The sequence below is a fragment of the Robertmurraya beringensis genome, assembly GCF_042433785.1.
Taxonomy (GTDB): domain Bacteria; phylum Bacillota; class Bacilli; order Bacillales; family Cytobacillaceae; genus Robertmurraya_A; species Robertmurraya_A beringensis.
Window position 1 is genome coordinate 1 of sequence record NZ_JBHLUU010000116.1, and the last position, 25,226, is coordinate 25,226.

The following is a 25,226-nucleotide window of genomic DNA, read 5'->3' on the forward strand; positions in this document are numbered from 1 at the left end:
TCGCCCTTGATACTTTTATCGCAACCTTTTTCGACTGTTTGTCAAGAGCGATTGCGGGGCCTCACGTCCCCCCAATGGAAGTGATCTAATACTTTACATAGTTTTCATAGAACTTTTGACACTACCACTAATATCGGATATTAATTATATGTTATATTATACAGGAAATTATATGTATTACAGCTTTGAATAACAATAGCTCCTTTGCATTTGCACATTATGTGAATAAGTGTGTGGATAAAAGAAGTTTATATAAGGAAAAGTTATTAGAAAAAAGTCAAATAATTCATCATCAACGCTTCTCATTCTTCTTTTTCTGGACATCAAATATACATGGGTCTCTACACTAGGGTGGTCATAGGTGGTCATAAATTTTTTATTAGCAATAACAAAAAATCATTCAACATTTACAGCTTCTTGTTCTAACTTGCAATTGTTTTCAAGCATATAGTTAATTACCTTATGATATTGGCTATCAACTAGCTTCGTAAGTCTTTTTTTATCATTTTCTGTTAATCTTTTGGTATACTTTTTGTGTGCTTCTAAGGTTTCTATATCCATTTTAAATGGTATGAAATCTACGCCTGTTTGCCTCTTTAAATGCTCCAATATATAGAATCCACCAGCATCAATATCGCCAAAATGATAAAAAGCTATCTGAGAATTTTGTTGATGTATTTTTTTAATAATTTCTCGTCTCACTCTGTTATGGTAGCCACCAAGATAAATAGCAAGCATATCTTTATCGCTGAATGTATGAAAGCTGGTTAAGTTTTCAATGGTTATGACAGCTTTTCCTGTCACTTCAATGCATTCAATATCAGAAAGCATTTTTGATGAGATAGCAATGTCGCTACTCAGGCTTGTTAAGTCAATCTTCTGGTCATTTATAGTTATACTCCCGGGGCCTTTAAAATTTACATAAGTGGGGTTTTTTACAATATTTAGATCACCTAAAATTCGATCCTTTTCCGGAAAAACACCGAATTCGTATATAAGATTTACTACTTTACCTGCAATTCGCTCAAAGACCTTTGAATCTTTAAAAACTTTTACTGAAAAATCTCTGGAAAAGGTTTCAGTGTCAACTTTCAATAACTCATCAACGGCTATTAAAATATTCTCTAATTCCTCTAAATCATTATTAAAAAACTGTATCGTTTTATTAGAATGGATTCTCTCATATTGTGTTTCACAATATTTATTTAGTATTTGATTTTTGTTTTTGTAGATTTCCATTAGATTCAATACTGAACTATTGATGTCCTTCTTAGGTTTTCGACCAATATATTTATATATATCTTCTAGTTTAGCAACATTCAAAATGACATTACTGTACACATGGGCAGAATTTGCCTTTGCAATGATAAAAGATGCTCTCACCAAAGTATCAACGGCTTCATTTACAGCCTGAAATATCTCATAATTTGAGTGATCAGTGTATCTGGGAAATACCGAAGAAATTTTCACATTAAATCTTTGATTCACTTTATTTTCCCCGACAAAACTTTTGCTTTTCTCATACTTATCCAATAACTTATTAATAATTTCCTTTTCATACTTGCTTATCATAGGTCATACTCCTCAATTATAGATGTACTCCCTTCTCTCATTGCCATTAAAATAGTATCTACCTTTTCACCAATTACTTCTAACTTTGCAGGTGGAGTCGCTAATATAATTTGGAAATTTTGACTGTTAAAAAAGTCCATCATAGCACTGATTCGGTTGTCATCCATCTTGTCAAAGGCTTCATCCAACATGATAATTCTAATCGTATCGCCAAGCTTATATAGCTGAACAAAAGATGCCGCTATTGCAACATAGTATGGGGTTTGGGTTTCCCCACCGCTCTTTTCTCCATAGATTTTAGAAAAACGTTGAACCGTTCCATCTTTTTTCTCAATTACAATATCATAGTCTAAATAACTACGATAATCCGTGTACTCTGCTAGAACTTTCTCTCCCTTATCGTCATATGCAGTTAATTTAGCAAATAAATCTTCCATTTCTTCCTTATATTCTTCTTCAAAGGAATTGGACCATATAGTATATCCTTCATTATTATCTTTTGAAGTAATCATATGATAAATGCTTTCCTTCTTTTTATTGTAGGTTATTTCAAATTTATAACGATCCTCACCATAATATATATCTTTAAGTGCTGAATTGAGGTTTTTAAATTCTAATCTTGCATTCTCGATGTTTTCTTTCAATCTCGCCAAAAATGATTCCCTGAATTCTAACTCACAATTCTCTTTAGCTCTTTTTAAATCCTCTTCGTATTTTATAATATCTGATGCTACCAACTTATGATGTTCCTGAATATATTCATTGATTTGGTCATACCCAGTACCGAGATCACAGTCATATTTACTACAGTAGCTGCTTTGGAGCTTAATCAGCTCGGTACAATACTCCTCTTTTTTATTTTCCAATCCAACTTTAAGTGGTGAAAAATTATGAACAATAGTTGCTGGAGATTTGATTTTTACTTGCTCATTAAACTTATTAATCCCTTGTATAGTAATTTCTGTGTCAATATTACATAGGTCATTGAAATTATTTTCTAATGCAGAAATTAGGCTTCCCTTGCTTTCTATATTTTCCTCATTTGATTCTATGGTATTTTTAAGCTTACCAATTGTTTCAAAAAGGGTATTATATTGAATTTGTTTTTTATCTACCGCTTGTTTACATTCGTCAATCTGCATTTGTATCTCAATATACCCTGGATTAGCTTGTGCTTTTTTTAGCTCGAATAACTCCCCGTTGATCAAGTCAATATTATCTGCCAAACGTTTAGGGGCATCCATGTTTTCTTTTAGGACATCCATTTTACATAGGTTTATTTTTTCTATTATTTCTTTATCATCAACGAGTTTACTTTCTGCTTTTTTTATATCCTCTTTTAAAATTTCTAGCTCAGCTTCTTTATTTTTAAGCTGAATTTCATATGCGTGTGCTCCTATATAAGGAGTATGATAGACACTCTCAGCGATTTTACGAACTGCAAAATTTTGATAAAGCATACAATCAGATGTTATTGCAACTTTATAGTTTTTTAGGTTTTCTATATAGTCACAACGGAAAACACGATTAAGTAAGTAGGTAGCGTATGCTTTTGCATAACGATTATCACTTTTTAGAACATATGCAAGTGAATCTTTGTCAGCCACTGCATTAGTATCAAGCTTTCCAGTATTAACAAGTCCCACTGTATGGACTTCCTTTTTAATATTATTGTAAACCGTTAACGCCACTCGATAATGTTGTGGCTCAACAATAATGTAAAATCTCTGACTATTAAGGTACCCCTCTACTGCATTTTGCCACTTACTATCTGTAATCTCGAGCAAGTCTGAGAAGATTCTCACTTCACTTCGTATTCCCTGATTTAAAAATTCCTTTTCAATCGCTGTTTTCAATTTCATTGTATTCGGTGGGTATGTTAATTTCTTATTTTTAAGATTTCTAATTTCATTTTCTAAATCAAGCCTTTGAAGTTTATATCTTTCAAGTAAATCCTTGATTCTATAGTGTTCAGAGCTATACTCTTCAAATAATTTCTTAAGTTCTTTTTCTAATTTATAGATCATTTCCGCTTTCTTTTCAGTTTCTGTATTTACCGTCTCTAAACTTAATAGTTCTTCTTTTGTCATGATAAACACTTCATGTTGATGCAATAAGCTCAATGCATCAACGACTTTGTTTAACATGGCTTTAAGTTTATTAACTTCTATTACCTCTTTTTCCTTATCCTTCTTCAGTATTTCAATTCTATGTTTTATATCTTTAATAAGTAGTGTTGTTTCATTGTTTGAGAGTGCACCTTGTAGACTAGCAAGTCTATCTCTCTCATTTTCAAGACTTACTTTTTGAGTTTTTTCTATATTCTGCTGATTAATAAGCTTTTGCCCTAAGACGTAATTGTTTTGTATCAGTTCTTCACATTCTTGCTTTTTTGCTTCAATCTCAGCTTTTTTTATTAAAATTTCATTGGTCTTTATCTCTCGATCTTTTGAAACAATGTCTTCATTTTTTGATAAAATCGTCTCAAGCTCTGATATCTTTTCCTTAGTTGAATCCATCAAATCTTCTAGCTCTTTTAAAGCAGCTATATTATTTCTCAAAGTTTCAACTTCTATTGTTTTTTCTGGGAGTATGAATTTATTAATAAAATCTTTAACATTATCCATAGGTTTAAATGCTAAGGATTTAGGTATCATATCAAAGAATCGAGGCTCCAAATTACCTAGCCTTTGCCCAAACCTTGCTTTAGCTTCAGAAATCTGTGAAATGAGCTGCACCTTTTTATCATTTTTTCTAAATTCCTCTGTCGTAGATGGCCTTCCGCCGGTCAAGAAAGATAATTCCTCAAGTTTACTTTCTTCTCTAAACCATTTTGTTGTAAGTTTACTTTCTTCATCTGGTGAATCTATTTTAACTCCAAGAGTAAAATATTTACTTGTTTTTTCCTCATAGAATTCCAGTGCAACATATGTAATTACGCTGCCACTTCTGACATAGTTACTACCTTCAATTCCTGTTTTACAACGGACATAGCCCTTTAAATCACGACTGCTTTTCTCATTTGCAGCTGTATTGAACTTACGTGTATTCGTAGTTAAAACTAATTGAATTGCATCTAAAATTGTTGATTTTCCTGCCGTATTTTCACCACTGACTAAAAATGAGCCATTGACACTAATGGTTTCATTAACAAAGTAATGCCAGTTAATTAACCTAATCCTGCATAGTTTCTTCATCATCATTCTGCTCACCTCCATTCATATATTTATTTAGTTTTTCATTTATAGCATCGTAAAGAAGAGTTAAATTATCATTGGGCACAGCAAATAATACGGACGGATAAATTTTTATTCTTGCATCAGACATCGTAACATCACTGTCAAGATTTGAAACGATATTAAATCTCTTAAACAGTCTAATTGTATCTCTAAACACGGTTTTATCTATGTTTGTTTTGGCCTCAATTTTGAGCATATTATACTTTTCGTGTATTTCATCTGATAAAACGATTACTTCCTCATTCAGAGTTAATTCCTTCCGTTTTTCGATATACAATAGCCTCAAGATTAGTAAAATAATGCTTTCAATTTTCCTTAGCCTTATCCTCCCAGTGCCAGCAACATTAGTAAGGGCAACAACGCCTTGCATCTCATTAATTTCAATTTTATAACCTAGTAAATCGAAGTATTCTATGAAAAGCTCTCTATTCTGGACAATAAAAATATAATCATTCCGTGTATCGTCTTTTTTCTTAAGGATAAAGCAATGATTGAGAAGTTTATTAGCAGTCGTTCTAAATTTTTCTTTTTGTATGACACTTTCTTTTAATATTTCCATTCTTACTATTCACACCTCTCAATCACAAAATCTGAGAATCGAAAATCATTAACCGTAATAACCTCATTAGTTTGGGTTGTTTTATACATAGATTTTTTGTCTTTTCCATAGAGACTTATAAAAATTATCCTTATTAAATCTCTCTTAGTATCTAAAGGAAGCGTAGAAGCCAGGACAGCTTGTTTATCCCTTAATAATTCTTCAATATATGTATTAATATTTTTTCTAGAAAATCTATTCTTATTTTTTTCATGTAAAGCAAGTTTCCGGCGTTCTCGCTCATCTTCCGAAATCCCAAGCGTAGAGCTAAGTTCTTGTGGAATAGACATTTTCCTTGAAATAGGAACTACATATAGCGAGTCACTATCGATAAATCCTTGTGGGAATATATTAAACACATCAAGGAGTGTGTCATCCACCTCATCATATAGGTTTATGGTTTCATCACGATTAAATTCATCAGATAAATACGCTAGTATCTTTGAAATCTTACCTTCTGCATTATTGGTATTAGTCAACAGGAACTTCGCTCTTGCAACAGCACTTCCAATGTATTTAGCATTTTTATTGTCTATCTCGGAAATAATATCATCATAATTTCTAAAGGCCGAGATAACATTTAATATCTTTCCTCTCAATAAATCTTCTGCTTCTACTTTTTCTTCTACTTGCTCTATTTCCATATAGCCCAGTACTGCACGCTCAAAAATATTTTTATCATTTAATATGTTGTAAAGATTCTCAATTATTGACGTTCTAAAATGTGATATATTATCACTCGTTTTAATACGATGATAGGCTTTAGATCCGATATCTTTATGGTAAACAAAGAAATCCTGTACAATTTCCCCAGCCGTCTTTTCATTTGTAATAGCATCAATATATTTCTTAATATTGGTGTTTAGTTTCTTTAGACCCGTGATTAATTCTTCCGTATTTTCTACTACACGTTTTATAATATATTCATAGGGCTTCACATAGGCTTCTTTATTCAAAAGGGTGGCATGTATTTGAGATACTAGGCTCTGATATTCCATTTCTTCATTCTTTAATATCTTGTTGAAAGATTCAATCATAGTAGCAGCATAATCAAACAAATTTATCTTTACCCTATAGTCATTGGAAACCTCATATTCTATCCAACCATTATCCTTTAAATTACGTAAAATTGCGTTTGCCTTTGCCCTGGAGTCCTTTGCAATCTCTTCATTATCATCAAATATCATATCTTCACTTGATTGATCTTCAAAATAACTTTCAAGCTCTGCAAGGATAACTTCCTTATCAACGCCAAACGACAATTCAGTTTTATATGTATTGTATATGAGCCTGATACAATCAATATAGGTAGTTTTATATTTGCTCGTTAATGGTTTGAAAAAATCTTCTGAAATTATGTTGAATAAATTTATTATAATCACCTCTTTCTTAACACTCTTGATAGTAAAATAAAAAGGAAGCTCAGGGCCTCCTTCTCTGAATAACTAGTTTAGACTTGCTCCGCAGCCGTCACTTTCTTAAAAGTAACTTCTTCTAGTACATTGAAGTGCGCCTTCCCACACTCTATCTTATCATTTTCACTTTCACGAAGTTTTGTCTCATCAAGTGTTGATTTTGTTTCGGCAACTAAATAGAGTTTAGCTTCTTCTCCTACTCTTTGTCTAACAATCGCCCAATCTGGATTGTATTTTCCAAGTGGTGTATCAACAGTAAACCAGCGAGGGAGTTTAAGGAAAAACTTAATATCTTCACGTTGATCTAATTCTTCTGCAAACTTTTTCTCCACTTCAGAATCATACTCAAGAGCATCATATATAGATCCTTCTACGCTAACCATTCTACTAATGTAGCCTTCTATTTCATTTTCCTCGAATAATCTCATTTCATATTCGTCACCAGATATTTTTTCATACTTTATTCCTTCAACCATCATCTTTTGCATGGTTATACGAATAGCTTTAGTTACCTGGTCCAAAAATTGTTGTGGATTTTGCCAGATATCCGCGAGACGGTTGGATTTCTTGAGAATAACAGCTATTGTCTTACGTGTTAGTTCAGTCTCCTTTTGAATATAAGAAAGAATATCAGGGATGTTAGTAATTTTATAATCTATACTAGCTTCGTTAATAGCAAGCATTTTATTAGAGATACCATCCTTCGTAATTCCAAAGCTTGCCTTCCGTGTATAAATTTTTGTTTTTTCCACCTTGGGCATTTGTCGTATTGCAGTAGCAGCCCTTACAATTAGATCATTTGAATCATAATGTACGGAGTATCGAGTCTTATACTTAATTCTTTCCCATAGCTCAACAAATTCTGTGTGATCACGCCATTTAGGAATAAGGTTCACTTTCTTACGCTCTCGCTTGTTGTTTATTCTCTCTTTGTTAAACACCTCGCCAGTTTCTTCTTCAATTTCAGTTTGAAGAGAAGTAGCAAAATCTTCGTAATTCTCATTAGCAATTATGGTTAAGCGATTTATATGATCATCAAATATTCTATTACCTGTCTCATCTACAGGAAGACGCAGACCTCTCCCTATTTCCTGTCTCTTTTTTAGTTCAGACTTCGTTTCATTGAGGGTACAGATTTGAAACACATTAGGGTTATCCCAACCCTCACGTAAAGCAGAGTGGCTAAAGATAAAACGAAGCGGTTCTTCCAGTGACAATAACCTCTCCTTATCTTTCATAATTAATTGGTATGCCTCATCGTCTGCTTTCGTATTACCTCTTGTATCTTTTGCTTTACCTTTTGTATCAGTTGCAAAATATCCATTATGGACCTTTTCCACCGTTGGAAGATTGAGGTCTTTGTAACGTGGCTTAAAAGATAACTCCTCATACGCATCAATAAACCACAGACGTATTTTCCCGTCGTCTTCAGTATAATTCGAAACTTTATCAATAAAAAATAGGGATAGTACTTTTAATCGACGGCCTTCTGGACGCTTTTGTCTAATTCTTAACTCTTTCTCAAGATGTTCCTTTACCGTTTCATAAATTTGAACCTTCATTAATTCATCTGTTTGTCCACCAATAGTTTGTCCCTCATTTAGGCTAACACCATTTGTAAAAGCAATATATCCGCTGCCTGCATCGATATAATCTACTACAAAACCTTTATACATAGTTCTCTCATTAGAGATTTCATATAAATCTGTACCATTCTTACTTATCGATATGCTTTTTCGTTTCGGTCCGTTTTTTTCCTGTATATCCATTTTTACCTTAGCTGTAATTTTTGTTTTTGTTGCTTTAATAGATTCTACAGCAATAAAGGGCTGATTAAAATCTGGATCATCTAAAACAGAATCAACTTCTATCTTCTTTACCAACTTCATATCATAAGCTTGTACTGGTCCTAAACGATATAGTTGGTTATATAGTTTCCTGTGAGTAGCTGAATAACGTAATGTACACAAAGGATTTAGCGATTGAATAGCATCCTTTGCTTGTTTACTTTCCATGTTTTGTGGTTCGTCAATAATAAGAATAGGATTAGTAGCCTGAATAAATTCAATCGGTTTTCTCCCTGAGAGTTTGTCGTTTTCCTTATGAATGATATTGTTATCCTTTTTATTAAAAGCATCAATATTAATGACCATAATTTGTAATTCCTTGGAGCTAGCAAACTGGCGTAACAATGAAACTCGACTTGAATCGTAAACCCAATAGTCAAGGGGCTGCTTTCCAAATATCGTCTGGAAATGATCTTGTGTAATTTCTAAATTTTTCAGAACCCCTTCACGAATAGCGACACTGGGAACAACGATAATAAATTTAGTAAATCCATATTTTTGATGGAGCTCATGAATCGTTCGTAAGTAAACATAGGTTTTTCCTGTCCCTGTTTCCATATCAATTGAAAAGTGCATTCCTTTTAGTTCATCAATGGGTGAAATTTTATTTTCTTCTTGAATTGCTTGGACATTTTTTAATATCTGCCAATCCTCTAATAACAGTTGATTTCCCGTTCCCAGTTCTGATAAAAATCCACCTACCATGCCTGTTAAATCAACCTCATATTGCCCTTTAGCCAAGGGTTGTCCATTAAAAACCTCTACAACTGATTTTATTGCATCCAATTGATAATCCTGGTTAGCCTCAAACTGAATTTTCAATTATATGCCCCCTAGACCGTTCTAAACTTGATAGTTCTTGACTTCATCTCAAGAACTGTATTTGTTTTTAATTCATCTTGTTCATGAAAAGCCATATCTAAACAAACTACCTGTTCCGGCTCTTCTTCAACCATTGCCTGAATAAGATTCTTATTCATTCTGTCAAGTAAACAAACAAATAATGATTTTTCTGCAACAGAATACACTCTTTCTCCTGCAAGCTCAACTTCTTCTATTTTTGTTGTAAGGTTAAAACCAGATTTCAACACAATTTCATATAAAATATCCAGTTCAGAGCGTCCATCTTTTACATTTTCCACGAATAAATCTAGCTGTTCTTCAATCTGGTCTGGCTGAGCTGCCACTTTTGAACCATCCCAAACTTTAAAATTACTAGAATCTAATTTGAACACTTTAAACCCTAAACCAACTTTATGTTCGTTATCAAACTGTAATCCCTCTTGCTCCTCTTGTTGAAACTTATAAATTACTCTGCGAACACGTTCTTTTGTAATGTCAGACATTTTACTAAATCCAAAACTTCTAGCGGCTGACTTTTCAGGAGTTTGCTCAGGTAATTGAACTAGAATATATTGATGCTCTTTATTTTCACTAGCATTTAAATTCATTAATGCATGCGCTGTACTACCAGAACCAGCAAAAAAGTCTAAAACTATTTGCCTATCTTCTTCACCTAATCCTTGCCTTAACAACTCTTGTATAAAACCTACTGGCTTCGGAAAATCAAATACTTCTTGTTCATTAAAGATTTGCCTAACTTCACGAGTACCTTGTGTATTGAATACCGTATCTAATATTGTTGAAAAACCAGTATAGTTACTTTCTAAATCCTTCAAGAATTTCTTTCGACGAGGGCGTCCATCTGGATTCTTAGGAAAAATAACTTCACCATTTTCAATTAATATTTTCATCCTTTTTGGTTCATAACGCCAACCAGTAGGTGGGCAAGAATAAGTAATATTAGTTATTGGGTCTGTTAAATCATAATGTAGATTTGGACGTTGCTCCTTGGTTGCTAAGCCGACCATATTATCACTCATCCAAAGCCCCCTAGGATCATTATCAGGGTTTGAATATTTATCTAAATCTTTGTCCTTCCCACGTAATTTTGAGCTTATGCTTCTACCATAACAAACTATGTACTCATGGTCTTGGGAAATACCGTTTTTAGAACGACTATCCACATTTTGTCTCCTCTTCCATATTAATGTACCAAGGTAAGACTCTTCACCAAAAATTTCATCTAATATTTTTTTCAAATTATCATACTCATGATCATCTATACTAACAAATATCAGTCCATCTTCTTTTAAAAGATTTCTAGCAAGGAATAAACGTGGATACATCATACTTAACCACTTCGAATGATATCTTCCACTTGTTTCAGAATTTGTAGACTGCTTAATGCCCATTTCATCTATCTGACCTGTATACTTCAAATAGTCAACCAGACCCTCCCTATAATTATCAGGATATATAAATTCATTGCCTGTATTATATGGGGGATCGATATAAATCATTTTAACTTTTCCATAATAACTTCTTTGAAGGAGCTTTAACACTTCTAAATTATCGCCTTCAACTAATATATTGGATGTTTTATCAAAGTTAATTGATTCATCAAGGATCGGCCTTAATGTTCCTGTGCTTTGAGTCTGAATGTTTTTTATTGCTTCATTTTTCCCTGCCCATGATAATCCATATCGTTCTTGATCAGTTTCAATTTGTTTTCCCAAAATCTGTTGAAACTTTTGAAAATCAATTTTCCCGTCAGTAAATACTTCGGGCATAATTTTTTTTAACTGATTAATTTTATCCGAAGTAATGTCTAAAGAATTTAACATTAATTTTTCAACCACAGTTTTTCTCCCTCCATTTTGACTATATCCTTTGCAATTATTACCCATAAACATAACAGGTAATGCTACAATTTCAATTTATTTATTTCACTTGAATACCGTTCCTTCATAGAAACATATTCAACAGATCCATCTTCATTTGGAAAGCCGATTGTCCTATCTAATAACATATCTATCGTTTCATTCGGATCATGAAAAAGCAAACTGTATCTACCACAAAGGTCAGGTTCATAGGTTTTTTCTGTATACATTATACGTACAAGCATATCCCACTCGCCTACTTGCATACTCAGGAACTCTATATCCTCATTCCTCTTTACAGGAAGCGGTCTAAATTCTCCTCGAAGACTTTTATTAAAAATTGTTATGTCACTCATAAAATAGGTAACCGAAAGGCTTATATTTGATACAAATTCATCAACTGTTACCCCCTTAGGTAATATAAAAAAATCAACTCGTACATTGCTCCTATCGTCCATTTCAATAATAATGTCTTCCTCTCTCTCCTGAACCTCTGTTAAGTCTGAAGTATCAAATTGAGAAGGTAAATAAACACTACAGATAGGAAATAGGAAAATATTCTCTTGTTGAACAACTCCCCTATGTCTAGAGCTATAAATCTTATCATGATTATGCTTAAAGTGAATAACAGGAAGCTTGATAGGATTCTCTCGTTCATCATAATAACCATGCCACGAGGCTGAATTTATAGGTTTTCCACAAAAGACCCTGCCTTTTTCAGTTTGTAAACAGGCTACATCAAAGCATTTGTTTTTAGCTGCAGAATCTATTAATATATCAACTTCACCTTTACTTGTATTATATCGTAATGGAGTTTCCTTTACTTTTATTCTTAACAATTGTTTTCCATTTCTAACTAATCTTATAAATTTCTTTTTAATCATTACATTGCCTCCCTTCATTTGTTATTGATATATATTTTCCAATCCATAAAGTTGTCATAATTATAGCAAACCTTCTAACCTGTTGACTTTGATTAAACAAACAATATCCTACAAAAATCCTTCACGCAAAACTACGGAAACCTTAAAACACTACCTAGTTACGCGAAAAAGTAAGACCCCGGGGGTCAAAAAATCCCCCGAACCATTAGTCCGAGGGAACATAAAATACACTTCATATATTGTTGGAAATCGCTAAACCTATTGATACTAAGCTATTTTAACTCTATCAACGCCACGCACTCGACGTGTGTCGTATGCGGAAACATATCTACAGGCTGAACCTCAACCGTGCGATACCCACCATCCTCAAGAATTCGCAAATCCCGTGCTAAAGTTGCCGGATTACAAGACACATACACAACCTTCTTCGGTTTCATCTCAATAATCGTTTGCAGCAATGCATCATCACAGCCTTTACGTGGTGGATCCACGACAAGTACATCCGCCACAATCCCTTCCTTATACCAATTAGGGATCACAACCTCTGCCTCACCTACCGCAAACTCTACATTATCAATCTCATTTAACTCTGCATTCCGGTTCGCATCGGCAATGGCCTCTGGGACAATTTCAACTCCATACACCTTCTTCGCCTTTTGCGCAAGAAACAGCGAAATCGTTCCAATCCCACAGTAAGCGTCGATCACTGTTTCCTCACCAGTCAATTCAGCGTAAGAAAGTGCCTGGTCATAAAGCACCTTCGTTTGCGCTGGATTCACTTGGTAAAACGATCTTGAGCTAATCGCAAATTTGACGTTTCCGATTAAGTCATAGATAACCTCTTCTCCCCATAACACACGAGTCTCGTCACCAAGGATGACATTGGTTTTCTTCGAGTTAACGTTCTGGATAATCGATTTGACCCCTTCAACTGCCTCCACGATTTCCTTAACGATCCTCTCTTTGTTTGGAAGATCAGGTGTACGTGTGACAAGAACGACCATAACTTCCTTCGTAACTTGTCCATGACGAGCCATGATATGTCTTAACGATCCTTTATGACGCTGTTCGTTATAGGCAGTGACTCCGTATTTCGTACAAATTCTCTTTACTGCCTGTACGACCTCGTCATTTTTTTCCTGCTGAATCATACAAGCTTCCATATCGATGATTTCATGGCTTCGCTGCTGATAAAAACCGGCAATCAAGCCACCTTCACGCTCACCCACAGGAACTTGAGCTTTATTTCGATATCTCCAAGGCTCACTCATGCCTAATACCGGATGAACTTTTACATTTTCTAGCTTGCCGATGCGGGTAAGCACATCTCTTACTTGTTTTTCCTTTGCTAACAGCTGTCCTTCATAGCTCAAATGCTGAAGCTGACAGCCTCCACACTCTTTGTAAATCGGACACGGGGTATCCACACGATACGGGCTCTCTTCAAGGATTTCCTCTAATCGACCGAATCCATATCCCTTATTGACCTTAATAACCTTTATTTTTGCTTTTTCACCAGGTAGCGCATTTTTAACGAATAACGGATAGCCATCTACTTTCGCTACTCCTGCACCGTCATGGGTTAAGTCTTCAAATACAACTTCTATATAATCATTTTTTTGAACGGGTATTGTTTTTGTCATTGGTTACTTCCTTTATGTTTTTCGATATGAAAAATTGTATCATAACTACCTCTCGGATACGAAATTACAAAAAGAAACTAACCACCTATCTAGTGATTAGTTTCCTGATACATTCCAACCCTCTGCTGGTCGGTCCTGTTCACGTATTTGATCAATCGGTACAAACACTTCTAGATGTCGGTATAAATTCACGAATTCCGCAGGTAATAGGCCTCCAAATTCTCCATCTAGATTGAGCTGAACCTTTTCCTCTGAGTGAACTTTGATACGGTTTGCCTTTGTATAAATCACATGCGGGTCGTTCACATGCTCCCCACGAACAGCTAATGTGGCAATGCGGATAAATTCTGCCAGGTTTGTCTTTTTTAAAATCAATAAAGTAAACATGCCATCGTTAATCGACGCATCGGGAGCGAGGCGCTCAAAGCCGCCTACTGAATTGGTTAGCCCAACTAGAAACAGCATGGCTTCTCCTTCAAAAAGCTTTCCATCATACTCGATACTTAAATCTGTCGCACGAATGGAAGGAAGCATTTCAATGCCTTTTAAGTAATAAGCGAGTTGTCCCAGCATCGTTTTTAGTTTGCTTGGTACCTCATACGTTAGCTCCGTTAAACGGCCTCCACCAGCAATATTAATAAAATACTTGTCATTAATTCGGCCGATATCAACAGGAATCGTGTCTCCCTTAACGATAATATCCGCTGCCGCTTCAATGTCACGTGGAATATGAAGCGCTCTTGCGAAGTCATTGGTCGTTCCAACCGGAATGACTCCTAGCTTTGGACGATACTCTTGCTCTGCCAGTCCATTCACTACTTCATTGATCGTTCCATCTCCACCTGCTGCTACAACTAGATCGTATTTTCGAGCGACAGCAATTTTAGCCGCCTCTGTCGCGTCACCTACACCAGTTGTTGCGTGACAAGAAGTCTCATAACCGGCCATTTCTAGCTTTTGCAGTACCTCTGGCAATTGCTTTTTAAACGCTTCTCTTCCTGAGGTAGGATTATAAATAATTCTTGCTCTTTTCATTTTCATCATCCTATTTCAAAAATAAGGTTCTTTTCTATTAGTATGTAAACTCCGAAGTTGATTCCATCATTTAACATTAATATCATATCTCACAGGTGTCATTCCTGCAAATATGTTGACAATCTATCATATCATGGAGATAGGTAAAAGTAAAAATCTCAACTCTAACAGCACCATTAAAAATATGGTAAAATTTAGACATATCACAATGAAAGTAAGGAGGACTTTTATGGAGTATGGACTACTTATCATTGCCTATTTACTAGGTTCCATTCCGACTGCCTTATTAGTTGGAAAGTGGCTCTTTCAAGTGGATATTCGAACGCTCGGTAGTAACAATCCAGGTGCGACCAATACCATAAGGGTTCTTGGGAAAAAGGCTGGATTCATTGTTCTTCTTGTCGATGTTGGCAAAGGGGCTGTTGCGACGTATTTACCCATTCTGTTTCATTCCGATCTAGATCCTCTATATACAGGCTTAATGGCGGTAATCGGTCATTGTTTTCCGATCTTTGCAGGGTTTCGCGGAGGAAAAGCGATCGCAACCACTGCTGGTTTTTTAATTGTTTACCATCCTTTTTTATTTCTGATTACTTTTCTTACCTTTTTCACCGTGATTTTTGTATCAAAATATGTATTTCTTGGATCAATCTCGGTTGGCTTTGCCATGCTGATATTTTCCCTTTTTGAGGAAGGCTATCATACCGATCTTATATTTTTCTTATTCTTACTTCTGCTTTTCTTTTTGCACCGCTCCAATATCAGGAATTATATGAATGATACGGAGTTAAAAATTAATGACAAAAAACTTAAGGACGATCGAATTCCTCCTAAACCTATAAAATGAAGCTCAAAAAATTCAATCAAACGTTTGATTGAATTTTTTTAATTATTTTCACCAAATGAATTATTATTCTCAAGATAGAACTGATACTTTCTGAGAAAAGCTTTATTGTTACCCCTTTCATGATTTATTTCGGCTAAAAAAATATCGTCTCGTTCGCATAATAATGATAGAATATTGCATATATTTTTATGATTATTCTTTTACTATAATAAAGGAGGAAACCTATTTGTCGAATGAATTTTACCAAGCCATCTCCATTACCATCTACATGGCGGGGATGCTACTAATTGGTTGGTATTCTTATAGAAAAACAAGTAATCTGACGGATTATATGTTAGGCGGGCGCTCACTAGGTCCTGCCGTAACCGCCCTAAGTGCCGGTGCAGCCGACATGAGTGGTTGGCTATTAATGGGGTTACCTGGAGCCATTTATGTTAATGGCATGGTCGATGCCTGGATTGCCATCGGACTTACCATTGGAGCCTACCTCAACTGGGTTCTTGTTGCTCCAAGACTTCGTTCTTATACTCAAGTGGCAAACGACTCGATTACGATTCCTGGTTACTTAGAGAATCGATTTAAAGATCAAACGAAGCTGCTTCGAATCGTGTCTGGTCTTGTTATTCTCGTTTTCTTTACGTTTTATGTTTCTTCCGGAATGGTCTCAGGGGGCGTATTTTTCCAGAGCTCTTTCGGCGTAAGCTATCATACCGGTTTACTGATCGTATCTGCAGTTGTGGTGGCCTATACCTTATTTGGTGGGTTCTTGGCCGTAAGTTATACCGACTTTATTCAAGGACTTATGATGCTCCTTGCACTTATTTTTGTCCCTATTATTGGGGTATTTGCCACAGGTGGACCTTCTGAAACGTTTGAAACGGTTCGACTCGTGAATCCAAACTTCTTGGATTTATTAAAAGGTGCTAGCTTCATCGGAGTTGTGTCGGCTATGGCATGGGGATTAGGATACTTTGGCCAGCCACATATAATCGTACGTTTTATGGCCATCACCACCGTTAAAGAAATAAAGAGTGCCCGCCGTATTGGGATGACATGGATGATTTTCTCTCTACTCGGAACCATCCTTACAGCGATGATTGGGATTGCGTATTTTAAAAAGAATCCTGAGTTAACCCTTTCTAATCCAGAAGCCGTCTTTATTGAACTTGGACAATACTTGTTCCATCCGATCATTGCCGGTTTCCTATTAGCTGCAGTCTTAGCCGCGATCATGAGCACGATTTCATCTCAGCTCATTGTAACTTCAAGTGCTCTTATTGAAGATTTGTACAAAGTGTTATTAAAGAAAGAAGCGACCGACAAACATTATGTATTATTAGGAAGATTAGCTGTATTAACCGTGGCTGTTGTTGCCCTTTTATTAGCTCTAGATCAAGACAATACGATTCTTTCACTTGTTGCCTATGCTTGGGCAGGATTTGGCGCGTCCTTTGGTCCTGTTATTATTCTCAGTCTCTTCTGGAAAAAGATGACGAACTGGGGAGCCATTTCAGGTATTATCACCGGTGCCATTACGGTAATTCTATGGAAACAAGCTGAGGGCGGAATTTTTGACTTATACGAAATTGTTCCTGGCTTCCTCCTCAATGCAATCGTTGCGATTATCGTAAGCATCCTTACATTTAAACAAAACGATCAAATTGAAAAAGAATTTAATGAAAGTATCGCGTTATTAAAAGAAGAGAAATAATTTTCAAACAACTCATTCGACAGCGAATGGGTTGTTTTTTTGTCGGAAATATTCTTTTCCTGGGAAATACAGGCTTATTTCCAGAGAACTTGTCTAATCCTGTTGTTCATAAAAGTGACATAGTTCACACTTCGGTCAATAAGCTTTTAACAAACTGTGAACGATTGTTTTTCCCTATGGTTATTACTATGGTCACATCGTATATTATGAGTGTAATCATCAATTAAATCCTTTTTGAAAGGCGGAATCATTTATGTTTAATCAATTTTTAAGAGAAAACAAGATTTCTGCAGCTCTTCTTACTCTATTACGTGTGTATCTCGGCTACGCTTGGATGACAGCAGGCTGGGGAAAAATAACTGGCGGGTTTGATGCTGCTGGATTTTTAAAAGGTTCAATTGCAAACCCTGTCGCTGGTCCAGATGGAATTGTGTATGGCTGGTATGTATCTTTCCTTGAAGGTGTAGCACTGCCAAACGTGGATCTATTTAATTTCCTTGTACCTTGGGGCGAGTTTTTAGTAGGATTAGGCTTAATTCTTGGGTGCTTTACGAGTGCAGCGATGTTCTTCGGTTTAGTCATGAACTTCTCTTTCATGCTTGCAGGTACAGTATCTCATAACCCAACAGATATATTAATGGGTGTGATTATTCTAACAGCTGGATTTAACGCTGGTCGTTACGGCTTAGATTACTATGTCGTTCCTTACCTTCGCAAAGCCATCTTCAAAAAAGAAGAACGCCCGATAAAAGAAATGGCTTAAGTTAACCATTTGTTCAATAAGTTTCGACTAATTTGTGAACTATTTCACATAACTATTCTTTTCACTATCACAAGATTGTATATTATGAGTGTAATCATTAATAAAATTCATTTTGAAAGGCGGAATCATTTATGTTTAATCAATTTTTAAGAGAAAATAAGATTTCTGCAGCACTTCTTACTCTATTACGTGTATATCTCGGTTATGCTTGGATGACAGCAGGTTGGGGAAAAATAACTGGCGGTGGATTTGATGCTGCTGGATTTTTAAAAGGTTCTATCGCTAACCCTGTTGCTGGTCCAGATGGAATTGTGTATGGCTGGTATGTATCTTTCCTTGAAGGTGTGGCACTACCGAACGTGGAACTATTTAACTTCCTTGTACCTTGGGGCGAGTTTCTAGTAGGTTTAGGATTAATTCTTGGGTGCTTTACAAGTGCAGCAATGTTCTTCGGTCTAGTCATGAACTTCTCTTTCATGTTAGCAGGTACCGTATCTCATAACCCTACAGACATACTAATGGGTGTAATCATTCTTACTGCCGGATTCAATGCAGGACGTTACGGCTTAGACTACTATGTGGTTCCTTTCCTTCGCAAAACGGTTTTCAAAAAAGGCGCAGATCTTCTTCAACAAAAAGCATAAATATAACGAGATTCCCTTGCTTCCAGTTTATCAAAGCTTAATAAATAAAGGTCATTACAAATTAGTCGAATATCTGTAATGGCCTTACTTTTGTTATGACAAAATAATCTACAAGAATAGGATGATGTCCCTTTATAGGGTGGTATAGATAACTGTTGAAATTACTCCTATAAGAAAAGACCAACCCTATTTTAGTGAATAGGGTTGGTTTTAAATATTTAGAGTCTATTTTACGAGTATATGATATTCCCAGGGTTCCAAATCAAATGCTTGTTTATTTTGAAAACTAACGGCTTCCTTTGAAGGAAACAAACGATAATTACCGACAGACTTTGAGTCTACAGTCACACTGCCGGAAATGGGGTCAGCAGAAAGATTTACTATAACAATTACCTTAGAATTACCCTTTTGCCTTTCAAAAGCTAATAGGTTTTCGTCAGAAGTGTCTAATAAGTTAATTTCCCCACCAGCATCTCCATTCCACAATGCCTTATTCTCCTTTTTAAGGCGGATTAAATCCTGATAAAACCTTTGATCCGATAAATCTTGCCAAGAGATTTCATCTTTATCAAAAAACGCCAATCTCTTATTTAATCCCGCTTCTTGACCGGAATAAATTAATGGCATACCTGGTAAGGTAAAGGTTAAAGCAGCCATCGTTTTTTCAGATTCACCAAATAGCTCTGATGTAGTACCTTCCCACGAATTATCATCATGATTCGTAGTCCAATGCATTGGATAAGAACCACTAGGGTATAGACGTTTCATTTTTGAAATATATGATTTTACATGCGTTGCATCCCTATTCCCAATGGCAATATCCCTCATAATATGATTTAGTTCCCAGCCATAATTAGAATTAAATGCATGATCTAACAGGTTATAAACAGTATTATCCTCCGCTAACATGTATACCGGTTTTATTTTATTTAACTCTTTTCGCGCATTCTCCCAAAAGTCTAGAGGCACACCTACAGCATAATCCGCACGATACCCGTCAATGTCTGCTTCAGTAACCCAATATTTCATAGCGTCAATCATCGCAGTTCGCATTTCATTATTGTTATAATTTAAATCGGCTACATCCATCCAGTTTGTCCCAGGGGGATGAGTGATATTCCCCTCATTGTCCAGAGTGTACCATTCTTTATTTTCAGTCCAAATATGATCTTTTCCGGTATGATTAGCCACCCAGTCTAGCATCACTTTGAATCCCATGCTATGTGCCTTATCTACTAATCTTTTAAAATCATCTAATGTGCCAAACTCTGGATTAATCGCTTTATAGTCTTGTACTGCATAGTATGAACCTAATGTTCCAATCCTTCCCTCACTCGAAATTGGATGAACGGGCATAAACCACAAGATTTCTACACCTAATTCCTTTAATCTCGGCAGATGAGATTCAAACGCCTTAAACGTTCCCTCAGAAGTATACTGTCTAACGTTCACTTCATAAATGGTAGAATCCTTTGACCAATTAGGTTGTAAAGTTTTACTTTTTCCTACATTCGATGACCCATCAGGGGACGTATACACAAAGTCATCTCCTTCTGTAATAAATACTTCTTTATATTCACCAAATTGGGAAAATACCTTAGCATCACCGTCTTTTTCACCCGTTGACCTATTTACAACAATGAAACTTATACTGGTTGGATTTTCTTTTAACTTTAAATCAACATAAGCCCCATTTTCATCTACCTGTGTATTGGAAAATGGAGTGGCACCTGTTGGCCAAACACCTGCTTCAGCTGAAGGAATGGCTACATCATTCCATAACCAAAGTCCCCAATTATCATAGTTCTGATCCGTTCTTTCGTAATGTATTCTGATTGTGTTGTCAGGGATCGTACTAGAATCTACTTGCTTCTTGGACAAATTCTCAGCTACCACATGATTGGAAACAGAAACATTCCCATTGAACATTACCAAAACTATAATCATCATTAGAATAGAAGCATTATTTATTAATCTTTTCAACTGAACCTCTCCCTCTTTTTATAAGATTTCTAGATTCATTCAAACAATGGAACGCAATTCAAACTTTCTTTAAAAACTCGTTATTTGTTCAAATGTTCCATAGCAAATGGAATTTTAATAAGAGTTGATTCCGATTCTTTAATCACTTCACTTGGTGTTTTTCCATTCACTTTTATTGTCATGTCGCCTTTTAATCCGTGAATGACAAAGATTGCTTTTTGCCAATCTGGTTTAAACTGATCATGTTCAGCATTAATAACGATATCAAGATTTTCATCATCCATTTTTGTTTCAATACGACACTCGAAGAATTGACTATAGTTATAGGCAAATGTTTTCCCATCGTCTTCATAATAAGTAAACGTAGAAGCCTCATCTTTTGTTGGATATAAATGAATGGTCATTTCATTTTCTTTCACTTTAGTTGAACGTTTTACAGTCCCATGAGTAAGAATTGCTCCCTTTTTAACAAAGATCGGCAATGTTTCAAGGTCACCTTGGATCAGATGGTGCTTACCACCTTCCAGAATTTCTTCTGTCCAATAATTCACCCAGTTTCCTTTAGGTAAATAAACCACCCGATGATAGGTATCTGGTTTTAAAATTGGTGCTACAATCACCTTTGAGCTAATCATAAATTGGTCAGAAAGGTTAAAAGTATGTTTATCATCCGGATATTCAAGTACTAATGGACGCATTACAGGTACTCCGGTAACACTTGCCTCTCTAAATAATGTGTATAAATAGGGAAGCCACACATAGCGCTCTTGAATGTATTTTTTAATTACCTTTTCATAGTCTTCTCCAAATGACCACGGCTCTTGGCGAATGGAATCTAACACACTATGATTTCTAAAATAAGGAGTAAAGGTACCAACTTGGGTCCACCTTAAAAGTAATTGTCCGGTTGTGTCATGTGCAAATCCACCAACATCAGGCCCACAGAATGGAATTCCGGAAACACCCAGATTCATACACATGGGAATTGACATTTGTAAGTGCTCCCAGAAGCTTCTATTATCCCCCGTCCAGACAGTTCCGTAACGTTGAACACCCGCGAAACCCGCACGAGTTAGTAAAAACGGGCGGTTCCCATTTAACTGTTCTTTCATCCCTTCGTATGTTGCTTCACCCATTAATAGCCCGTACAAGTTATGCAGTTCTCGATGCGTTTTGGGATCCCCATCATTATTATGCATAACTTTTAAGTCCATTGTTTTTGTTTCATTGAAGACAGCTGGTTCATTCATATCATTCCAAATACCTTCTATACCTAGATCAGAATAAAATTCGTGTTTTTTCCCCCACCACTTACGTACATCACTGTTCGTAAAATCAGGAAACGCACTCTTGCCAGGCCAAACATCACCAAAGTATATATTTCCTTCGATGTATTTGCAAAATCTATCTTCTCTTACCCCTTCTTGGTAAACCAAATATTCAGGGTCTTCTTTCACACCAGGATCTACGATTGGTATAACATGAATTCCAGCATCCTTTAGGTCTTGAACAAGGGCTGCAGGATCGGGAAACCTTTCTTCATCAAAGGTAAACACACGATAACCATCCATATAATGAATATCCAAATAAATCGCATCAAGTGGAATCTCTTTCTCTAGAAAATTACGTGCTAGTTCTCTCACTTCTTGCTCAGATTCATAACTATAGCGAGATTGATGGTATCCTAATGCCCATTTTGGAGGAATAGGCATTCTCCCTGTTATTTCTGAATACTGTTCCAATACTGCCTTTGGAGATGGACCTGCAAAGACATAATAGTCTAGTTGACCACCTTCAGCAGAAAACGAATACGTATCATCGAATGTTTTCATATCAAATACGGTTTTAAACGTATTATCAAAGAAAATTCCATGAGCATTACCATTGCGAATCGTCATAAAATAAGGGATTGATTGATAAAGCGCATCAATCTCAGGATTATGAGGAGCAAACACGTCGGAATTCCACATGGTCATTTTCTCACCACGTTTATCTAAGAAGCTTGTTTTTTCACCAAACCCATAAAAGTGATCTTCTTTATGCATCTCTTTAAAACAGATCACCTCTTTTTTCTCATTAAAACCCATACCTGTTTCGTTTTCATTCACAAGCAAACGTCCTTGATTGTCAAAAATAGAAATCCTTATTGGTGTTTTGTTAATAACAAGTGAGAGCTTATTACTTGAAACATGTATCTCACCATTTCGCTCGCTAACAACCACCTCAACATCTTCTTGCTTTTTAATTACTGCAAAACTCGTTTTTAAAGAAGGTGTCTTTTTTGGATTCATAATAATTCGAACAATATCATCTCGATAAAAACATATCGAAACATATCCATTTTCACATGTAATATTCAATACTTTTTCTTGAAAGTGATAATTAATAAGAGAACCTATACTTTGATAGGAAGTTCCTCTCACATTCATTTTTTTTCCTGGGTGTATAGCAAAACTAGTATCTTGCATACAAGTTCCTCCTTTTGTTACATGTTCAAGCTTACTTGTCGGCAAAGGGCATACTTTCTATCACCCTTTAACAGAACCAAGTGTAATACCCTTGACAAAATACTTTTGAAAGAATGGGTAAATCACCAAAAGCGGAAGCATGGAAATAAATATTTTCGCTGCATTTAATGTTTGATTGGACGTCGATGTAAGGAGTTTCGCTGATTCCGCATCCATACTTGAAAGATCAGTTATGACCGTTAGGGAACGAATATAAGTTTGTAAAGGATACTGATCATTTTTGGTCATTAACACCATTGCCTGAAAAAACTCATTCCAATGATAAACGATGGTAAAGACTAAAATGGTAGCCAATACAGGTTTAGACAACGGTAAATAGATGTTCAACAGTATCCTCCATGGTCCTGCTCCGTCCATAATTGCTGATTCTTCCAATTCCTTTGGTAAATTTCTAAAAAAGTTCATGACCAAAATAACATTAAATACAGGTAATCCCCCTCCAAGAACAAGACCCCATATATTATTGGTCAGTCCAAGTGCCTTCATCGTCATATACCACGGAACTATACCGCCGTTAAAAAGCATGGCAAATATCAAAATCCACATAATAATATTTCTAGGTTTAAACTCCCTTGACGTTTTTGAAAGTGGATAAGCCATTAATACCACTACTACAAAGGTAGTTATTGCTCCTAAAATGACACGTGTAACAGAAATCCCAAAAGACTTAAAAAATTGAATATCATCCAGAATCAGTCTATAAGCGGCTATTGTAAAATCTTTGGGCCAAAAGAATACTTGCCCGGCAGCCACTGCAGATTTATCACTAAAAGAAACAACTAGCATATACCAAACTGGATAGATGCATAGAAGGGTAATCAAAATAAGTAAAAACACATTAAATCCATTGAATAACTTGGATATGACAGATCGTTCTTCTACCATATTCCATCCCTCCTTGCTTTAGAAAATTCGATAATTTGCAAACCGGTAAGCTAATCCATAAGAAATAGCAATTAGAATTAAGCTAACAATAGATTTAAGAAGTCCTACTGCTGTAGCTAATCCATATTGCATATCTATTAGACCCGCCCGATAAACCCAAGTGTCAATGATATCCCCTGTAGAATAAACAAGTGGATTATAAAGGTTGAATATTTGATCAAACCCCGCATTCAAGATATTACCTAAGCTTAATGTACCTAGTAATATAGCTACTGGAAGTATGCTAGGCAGCGTAATACTAATTAAGCGTCTAAACTGGGAAGCACCATCAATTGCCGCTGCTTCGTATAATTCAGGACTAATAGAAGTTAGTGCTGCAAAATAGATTATTGCACCAAAACCAAACTCTTTCCAAACGTCACTACCTATTACAATTGCCGGAAAGATATCTGGATTGGAAAAGAATAGCATCGGTTCAATTCCCAAGACGGAAAGTAACTGGTTAACTGGACCAGTAAGGGAGAAAAGGTCTAGTAGAATACCTGCCACTATAACCCAAGATAGAAAATGAGGCAGATAAACAATTGTCTGAACAGACCGAGAAAAAAACCTATTTTTCACTTCATTTAACATAAGAGCAAATATTAGAGGAACAATTAACTGCAAAATCATTTTTGCGAATGCGATTACTATTGTATTCTTGAAAACTTGAATACTGTCTGGAAGCTCAAACATATATTTAAAGTTTTCTAGACCTATCCATGCAGACTTAAGAATCCCTACTCCTGGATTAAAATCCTTAAACGCCATTAATGTTCCGTACATAGGAAACAAATTAAAAAAGAACATCCAAAGAAGGCCAGGAAGAAGCATTAAATAGTAATGGGTATAATTCGAACGAAAAACCTT

17 protein-coding genes are annotated in these 25,226 nt (G+C 35.6%); 4 read left to right on the forward strand and 13 right to left on the reverse strand.

Annotated elements, in window-relative coordinates; all coding sequences use genetic code 11:
* Positions 1-396 precede the first annotated feature (396 nt).
* From ACFFHF_RS17740 to ACFFHF_RS17780, 9 genes are all read right to left on the reverse strand, one after another.
* Positions 397-1,572, reverse strand: coding sequence for a Wadjet anti-phage system protein JetD domain-containing protein (locus ACFFHF_RS17740; protein ID WP_160547848.1), 1,176 nt, complete (start codon positions 1,570-1,572; stop codon positions 397-399).
* Positions 1,569-4,775, reverse strand: a complete 3,207-nt coding sequence (locus ACFFHF_RS17745; RefSeq protein ID WP_019155468.1) for an ATP-binding protein — start codon at positions 4,773-4,775, stop codon at positions 1,569-1,571. The genes ACFFHF_RS17740 and ACFFHF_RS17745 overlap by 4 nt, the downstream gene beginning before the upstream one ends.
* Positions 4,747-5,370 (reverse strand): DUF4194 domain-containing protein, encoded by a 624-nt coding sequence (locus ACFFHF_RS17750; protein ID WP_160548401.1) that lies wholly within the window; start codon positions 5,368-5,370, stop codon positions 4,747-4,749. The genes ACFFHF_RS17745 and ACFFHF_RS17750 overlap by 29 nt, the downstream gene beginning before the upstream one ends.
* A gap of 5 nt (positions 5,371-5,375) precedes the next feature.
* Positions 5,376-6,791, reverse strand: coding sequence for a Wadjet anti-phage system protein JetA family protein (locus ACFFHF_RS17755; protein ID WP_340902043.1), 1,416 nt, complete (start codon positions 6,789-6,791; stop codon positions 5,376-5,378).
* A 68-nt stretch (positions 6,792-6,859) separates the two neighbouring features.
* Positions 6,860-9,493, reverse strand: coding sequence for a restriction endonuclease (locus ACFFHF_RS17760; protein ID WP_160548402.1), 2,634 nt, complete (start codon positions 9,491-9,493; stop codon positions 6,860-6,862).
* A gap of 11 nt (positions 9,494-9,504) precedes the next feature.
* Positions 9,505-11,373 (reverse strand): DNA methyltransferase, encoded by a 1,869-nt coding sequence (locus ACFFHF_RS17765; RefSeq protein ID WP_160548403.1) that lies wholly within the window; start codon positions 11,371-11,373, stop codon positions 9,505-9,507.
* Positions 11,374-11,438: 65 nt separating this feature from the next.
* Positions 11,439-12,278: a hypothetical protein gene (locus ACFFHF_RS17770; protein ID WP_160548404.1), complete on the reverse strand. Its 840-nt coding sequence runs from the start codon at positions 12,276-12,278 to the stop codon at positions 11,439-11,441.
* Positions 12,279-12,550: 272 nt separating this feature from the next.
* Positions 12,551-13,921 (reverse strand): 23S rRNA (uracil(1939)-C(5))-methyltransferase RlmD, encoded by a 1,371-nt coding sequence (gene rlmD, locus ACFFHF_RS17775; protein ID WP_377058717.1) that lies wholly within the window; start codon positions 13,919-13,921, stop codon positions 12,551-12,553.
* Between the two features lie 96 nt (positions 13,922-14,017).
* Positions 14,018-14,956: a diacylglycerol kinase gene (locus tag ACFFHF_RS17780; protein ID WP_377058718.1), complete on the reverse strand. Its 939-nt coding sequence runs from the start codon at positions 14,954-14,956 to the stop codon at positions 14,018-14,020.
* 229 nt (positions 14,957-15,185) lie between these two features.
* On the opposite strand from ACFFHF_RS17780, the gene plsY reads away from it, so the two are divergent.
* The 4 genes from plsY (at position 15,186) to ACFFHF_RS17800 (ending at position 18,921) form a co-directional block, all read left to right on the forward strand.
* Positions 15,186-15,803, forward strand: coding sequence for a glycerol-3-phosphate 1-O-acyltransferase PlsY (gene plsY / locus ACFFHF_RS17785; protein ID WP_377058719.1), 618 nt, complete (start codon positions 15,186-15,188; stop codon positions 15,801-15,803).
* A gap of 226 nt (positions 15,804-16,029) precedes the next feature.
* Complete coding sequence (gene putP, locus ACFFHF_RS17790) at positions 16,030-17,514, forward strand: sodium/proline symporter PutP (RefSeq protein ID WP_377058720.1); 1,485 nt, start codon at positions 16,030-16,032, stop codon at positions 17,512-17,514.
* Between the two features lie 253 nt (positions 17,515-17,767).
* A complete protein-coding gene (locus ACFFHF_RS17795) occupies positions 17,768-18,277 on the forward strand; it encodes a DoxX family protein (RefSeq protein WP_377058721.1) in 510 nt (169 codons plus the stop codon).
* A 131-nt stretch (positions 18,278-18,408) separates the two neighbouring features.
* Complete coding sequence (locus ACFFHF_RS17800; RefSeq protein WP_377058722.1) at positions 18,409-18,921, forward strand: DoxX family membrane protein; 513 nt, start codon at positions 18,409-18,411, stop codon at positions 18,919-18,921.
* 225 nt (positions 18,922-19,146) lie between these two features.
* Here ACFFHF_RS17800 and ACFFHF_RS17805 read toward each other — a convergent pair whose 3' ends face one another.
* From ACFFHF_RS17805 to ACFFHF_RS17820, 4 genes are all read right to left on the reverse strand, one after another.
* Positions 19,147-20,904, reverse strand: coding sequence for an alpha-amylase family glycosyl hydrolase (locus tag ACFFHF_RS17805; protein ID WP_377058723.1), 1,758 nt, complete (start codon positions 20,902-20,904; stop codon positions 19,147-19,149).
* Positions 20,905-20,984: 80 nt separating this feature from the next.
* On the reverse strand, positions 20,985-23,372 hold the full coding sequence (locus ACFFHF_RS17810) for a glycoside hydrolase family 31 protein (RefSeq protein WP_377058724.1): 2,388 nt from the start codon (positions 23,370-23,372) through the stop codon (positions 20,985-20,987).
* 60 nt (positions 23,373-23,432) lie between these two features.
* Positions 23,433-24,317 carry a carbohydrate ABC transporter permease gene (locus tag ACFFHF_RS17815; protein ID WP_377058725.1) on the reverse strand — a complete coding sequence of 295 codons (885 nt, stop codon included), beginning with the start codon at positions 24,315-24,317 and terminating at the stop codon, positions 23,433-23,435.
* Positions 24,318-24,335: 18 nt separating this feature from the next.
* On the reverse strand, positions 24,336-25,190 hold the full coding sequence (locus ACFFHF_RS17820; protein WP_377058740.1) for an ABC transporter permease: 855 nt from the start codon (positions 25,188-25,190) through the stop codon (positions 24,336-24,338).
* Between the last annotated feature and the right edge of the window lie 36 nt (positions 25,191-25,226).

Excerpts from the sequence above, each read along its gene's own strand:
- ACFFHF_RS17740 (WP_160547848.1), bottom strand. The coding sequence starts at position 1,572 with ATGATAAGCAAGTATGAAAAGGAAATTATTAATAAGTTATTGGATAAG.
- ACFFHF_RS17745 (WP_019155468.1), bottom strand. The coding sequence starts at position 4,775 with ATGATGATGAAGAAACTATGCAGGATTAGGTTAATTAACTGGCATTAC.
- ACFFHF_RS17750 (WP_160548401.1), bottom strand. The coding sequence starts at position 5,370 with ATGGAAATATTAAAAGAAAGTGTCATACAAAAAGAAAAATTTAGAACG.
- ACFFHF_RS17770 (WP_160548404.1), bottom strand. The coding sequence starts at position 12,278 with ATGATTAAAAAGAAATTTATAAGATTAGTTAGAAATGGAAAACAATTG.
- rlmD (WP_377058717.1), bottom strand. The coding sequence starts at position 13,921 with ATGACAAAAACAATACCCGTTCAAAAAAATGATTATATAGAAGTTGTA.
- ACFFHF_RS17780 (WP_377058718.1), bottom strand. The coding sequence starts at position 14,956 with ATGAAAAGAGCAAGAATTATTTATAATCCTACCTCAGGAAGAGAAGCG.
- plsY (WP_377058719.1), top strand. The coding sequence starts at position 15,186 with ATGGAGTATGGACTACTTATCATTGCCTATTTACTAGGTTCCATTCCG.
- ACFFHF_RS17795 (WP_377058721.1), top strand. The coding sequence starts at position 17,768 with ATGTTTAATCAATTTTTAAGAGAAAACAAGATTTCTGCAGCTCTTCTT.
- ACFFHF_RS17800 (WP_377058722.1), top strand. The coding sequence starts at position 18,409 with ATGTTTAATCAATTTTTAAGAGAAAATAAGATTTCTGCAGCACTTCTT.
- ACFFHF_RS17810 (WP_377058724.1), bottom strand. The coding sequence starts at position 23,372 with ATGCAAGATACTAGTTTTGCTATACACCCAGGAAAAAAAATGAATGTG.
- ACFFHF_RS17815 (WP_377058725.1), bottom strand. The coding sequence starts at position 24,317 with ATGGTAGAAGAACGATCTGTCATATCCAAGTTATTCAATGGATTTAAT.
- ACFFHF_RS17820 (WP_377058740.1), bottom strand. The coding sequence starts at position 25,190 with ATGCTTCTTCCTGGCCTTCTTTGGATGTTCTTTTTTAATTTGTTTCCT.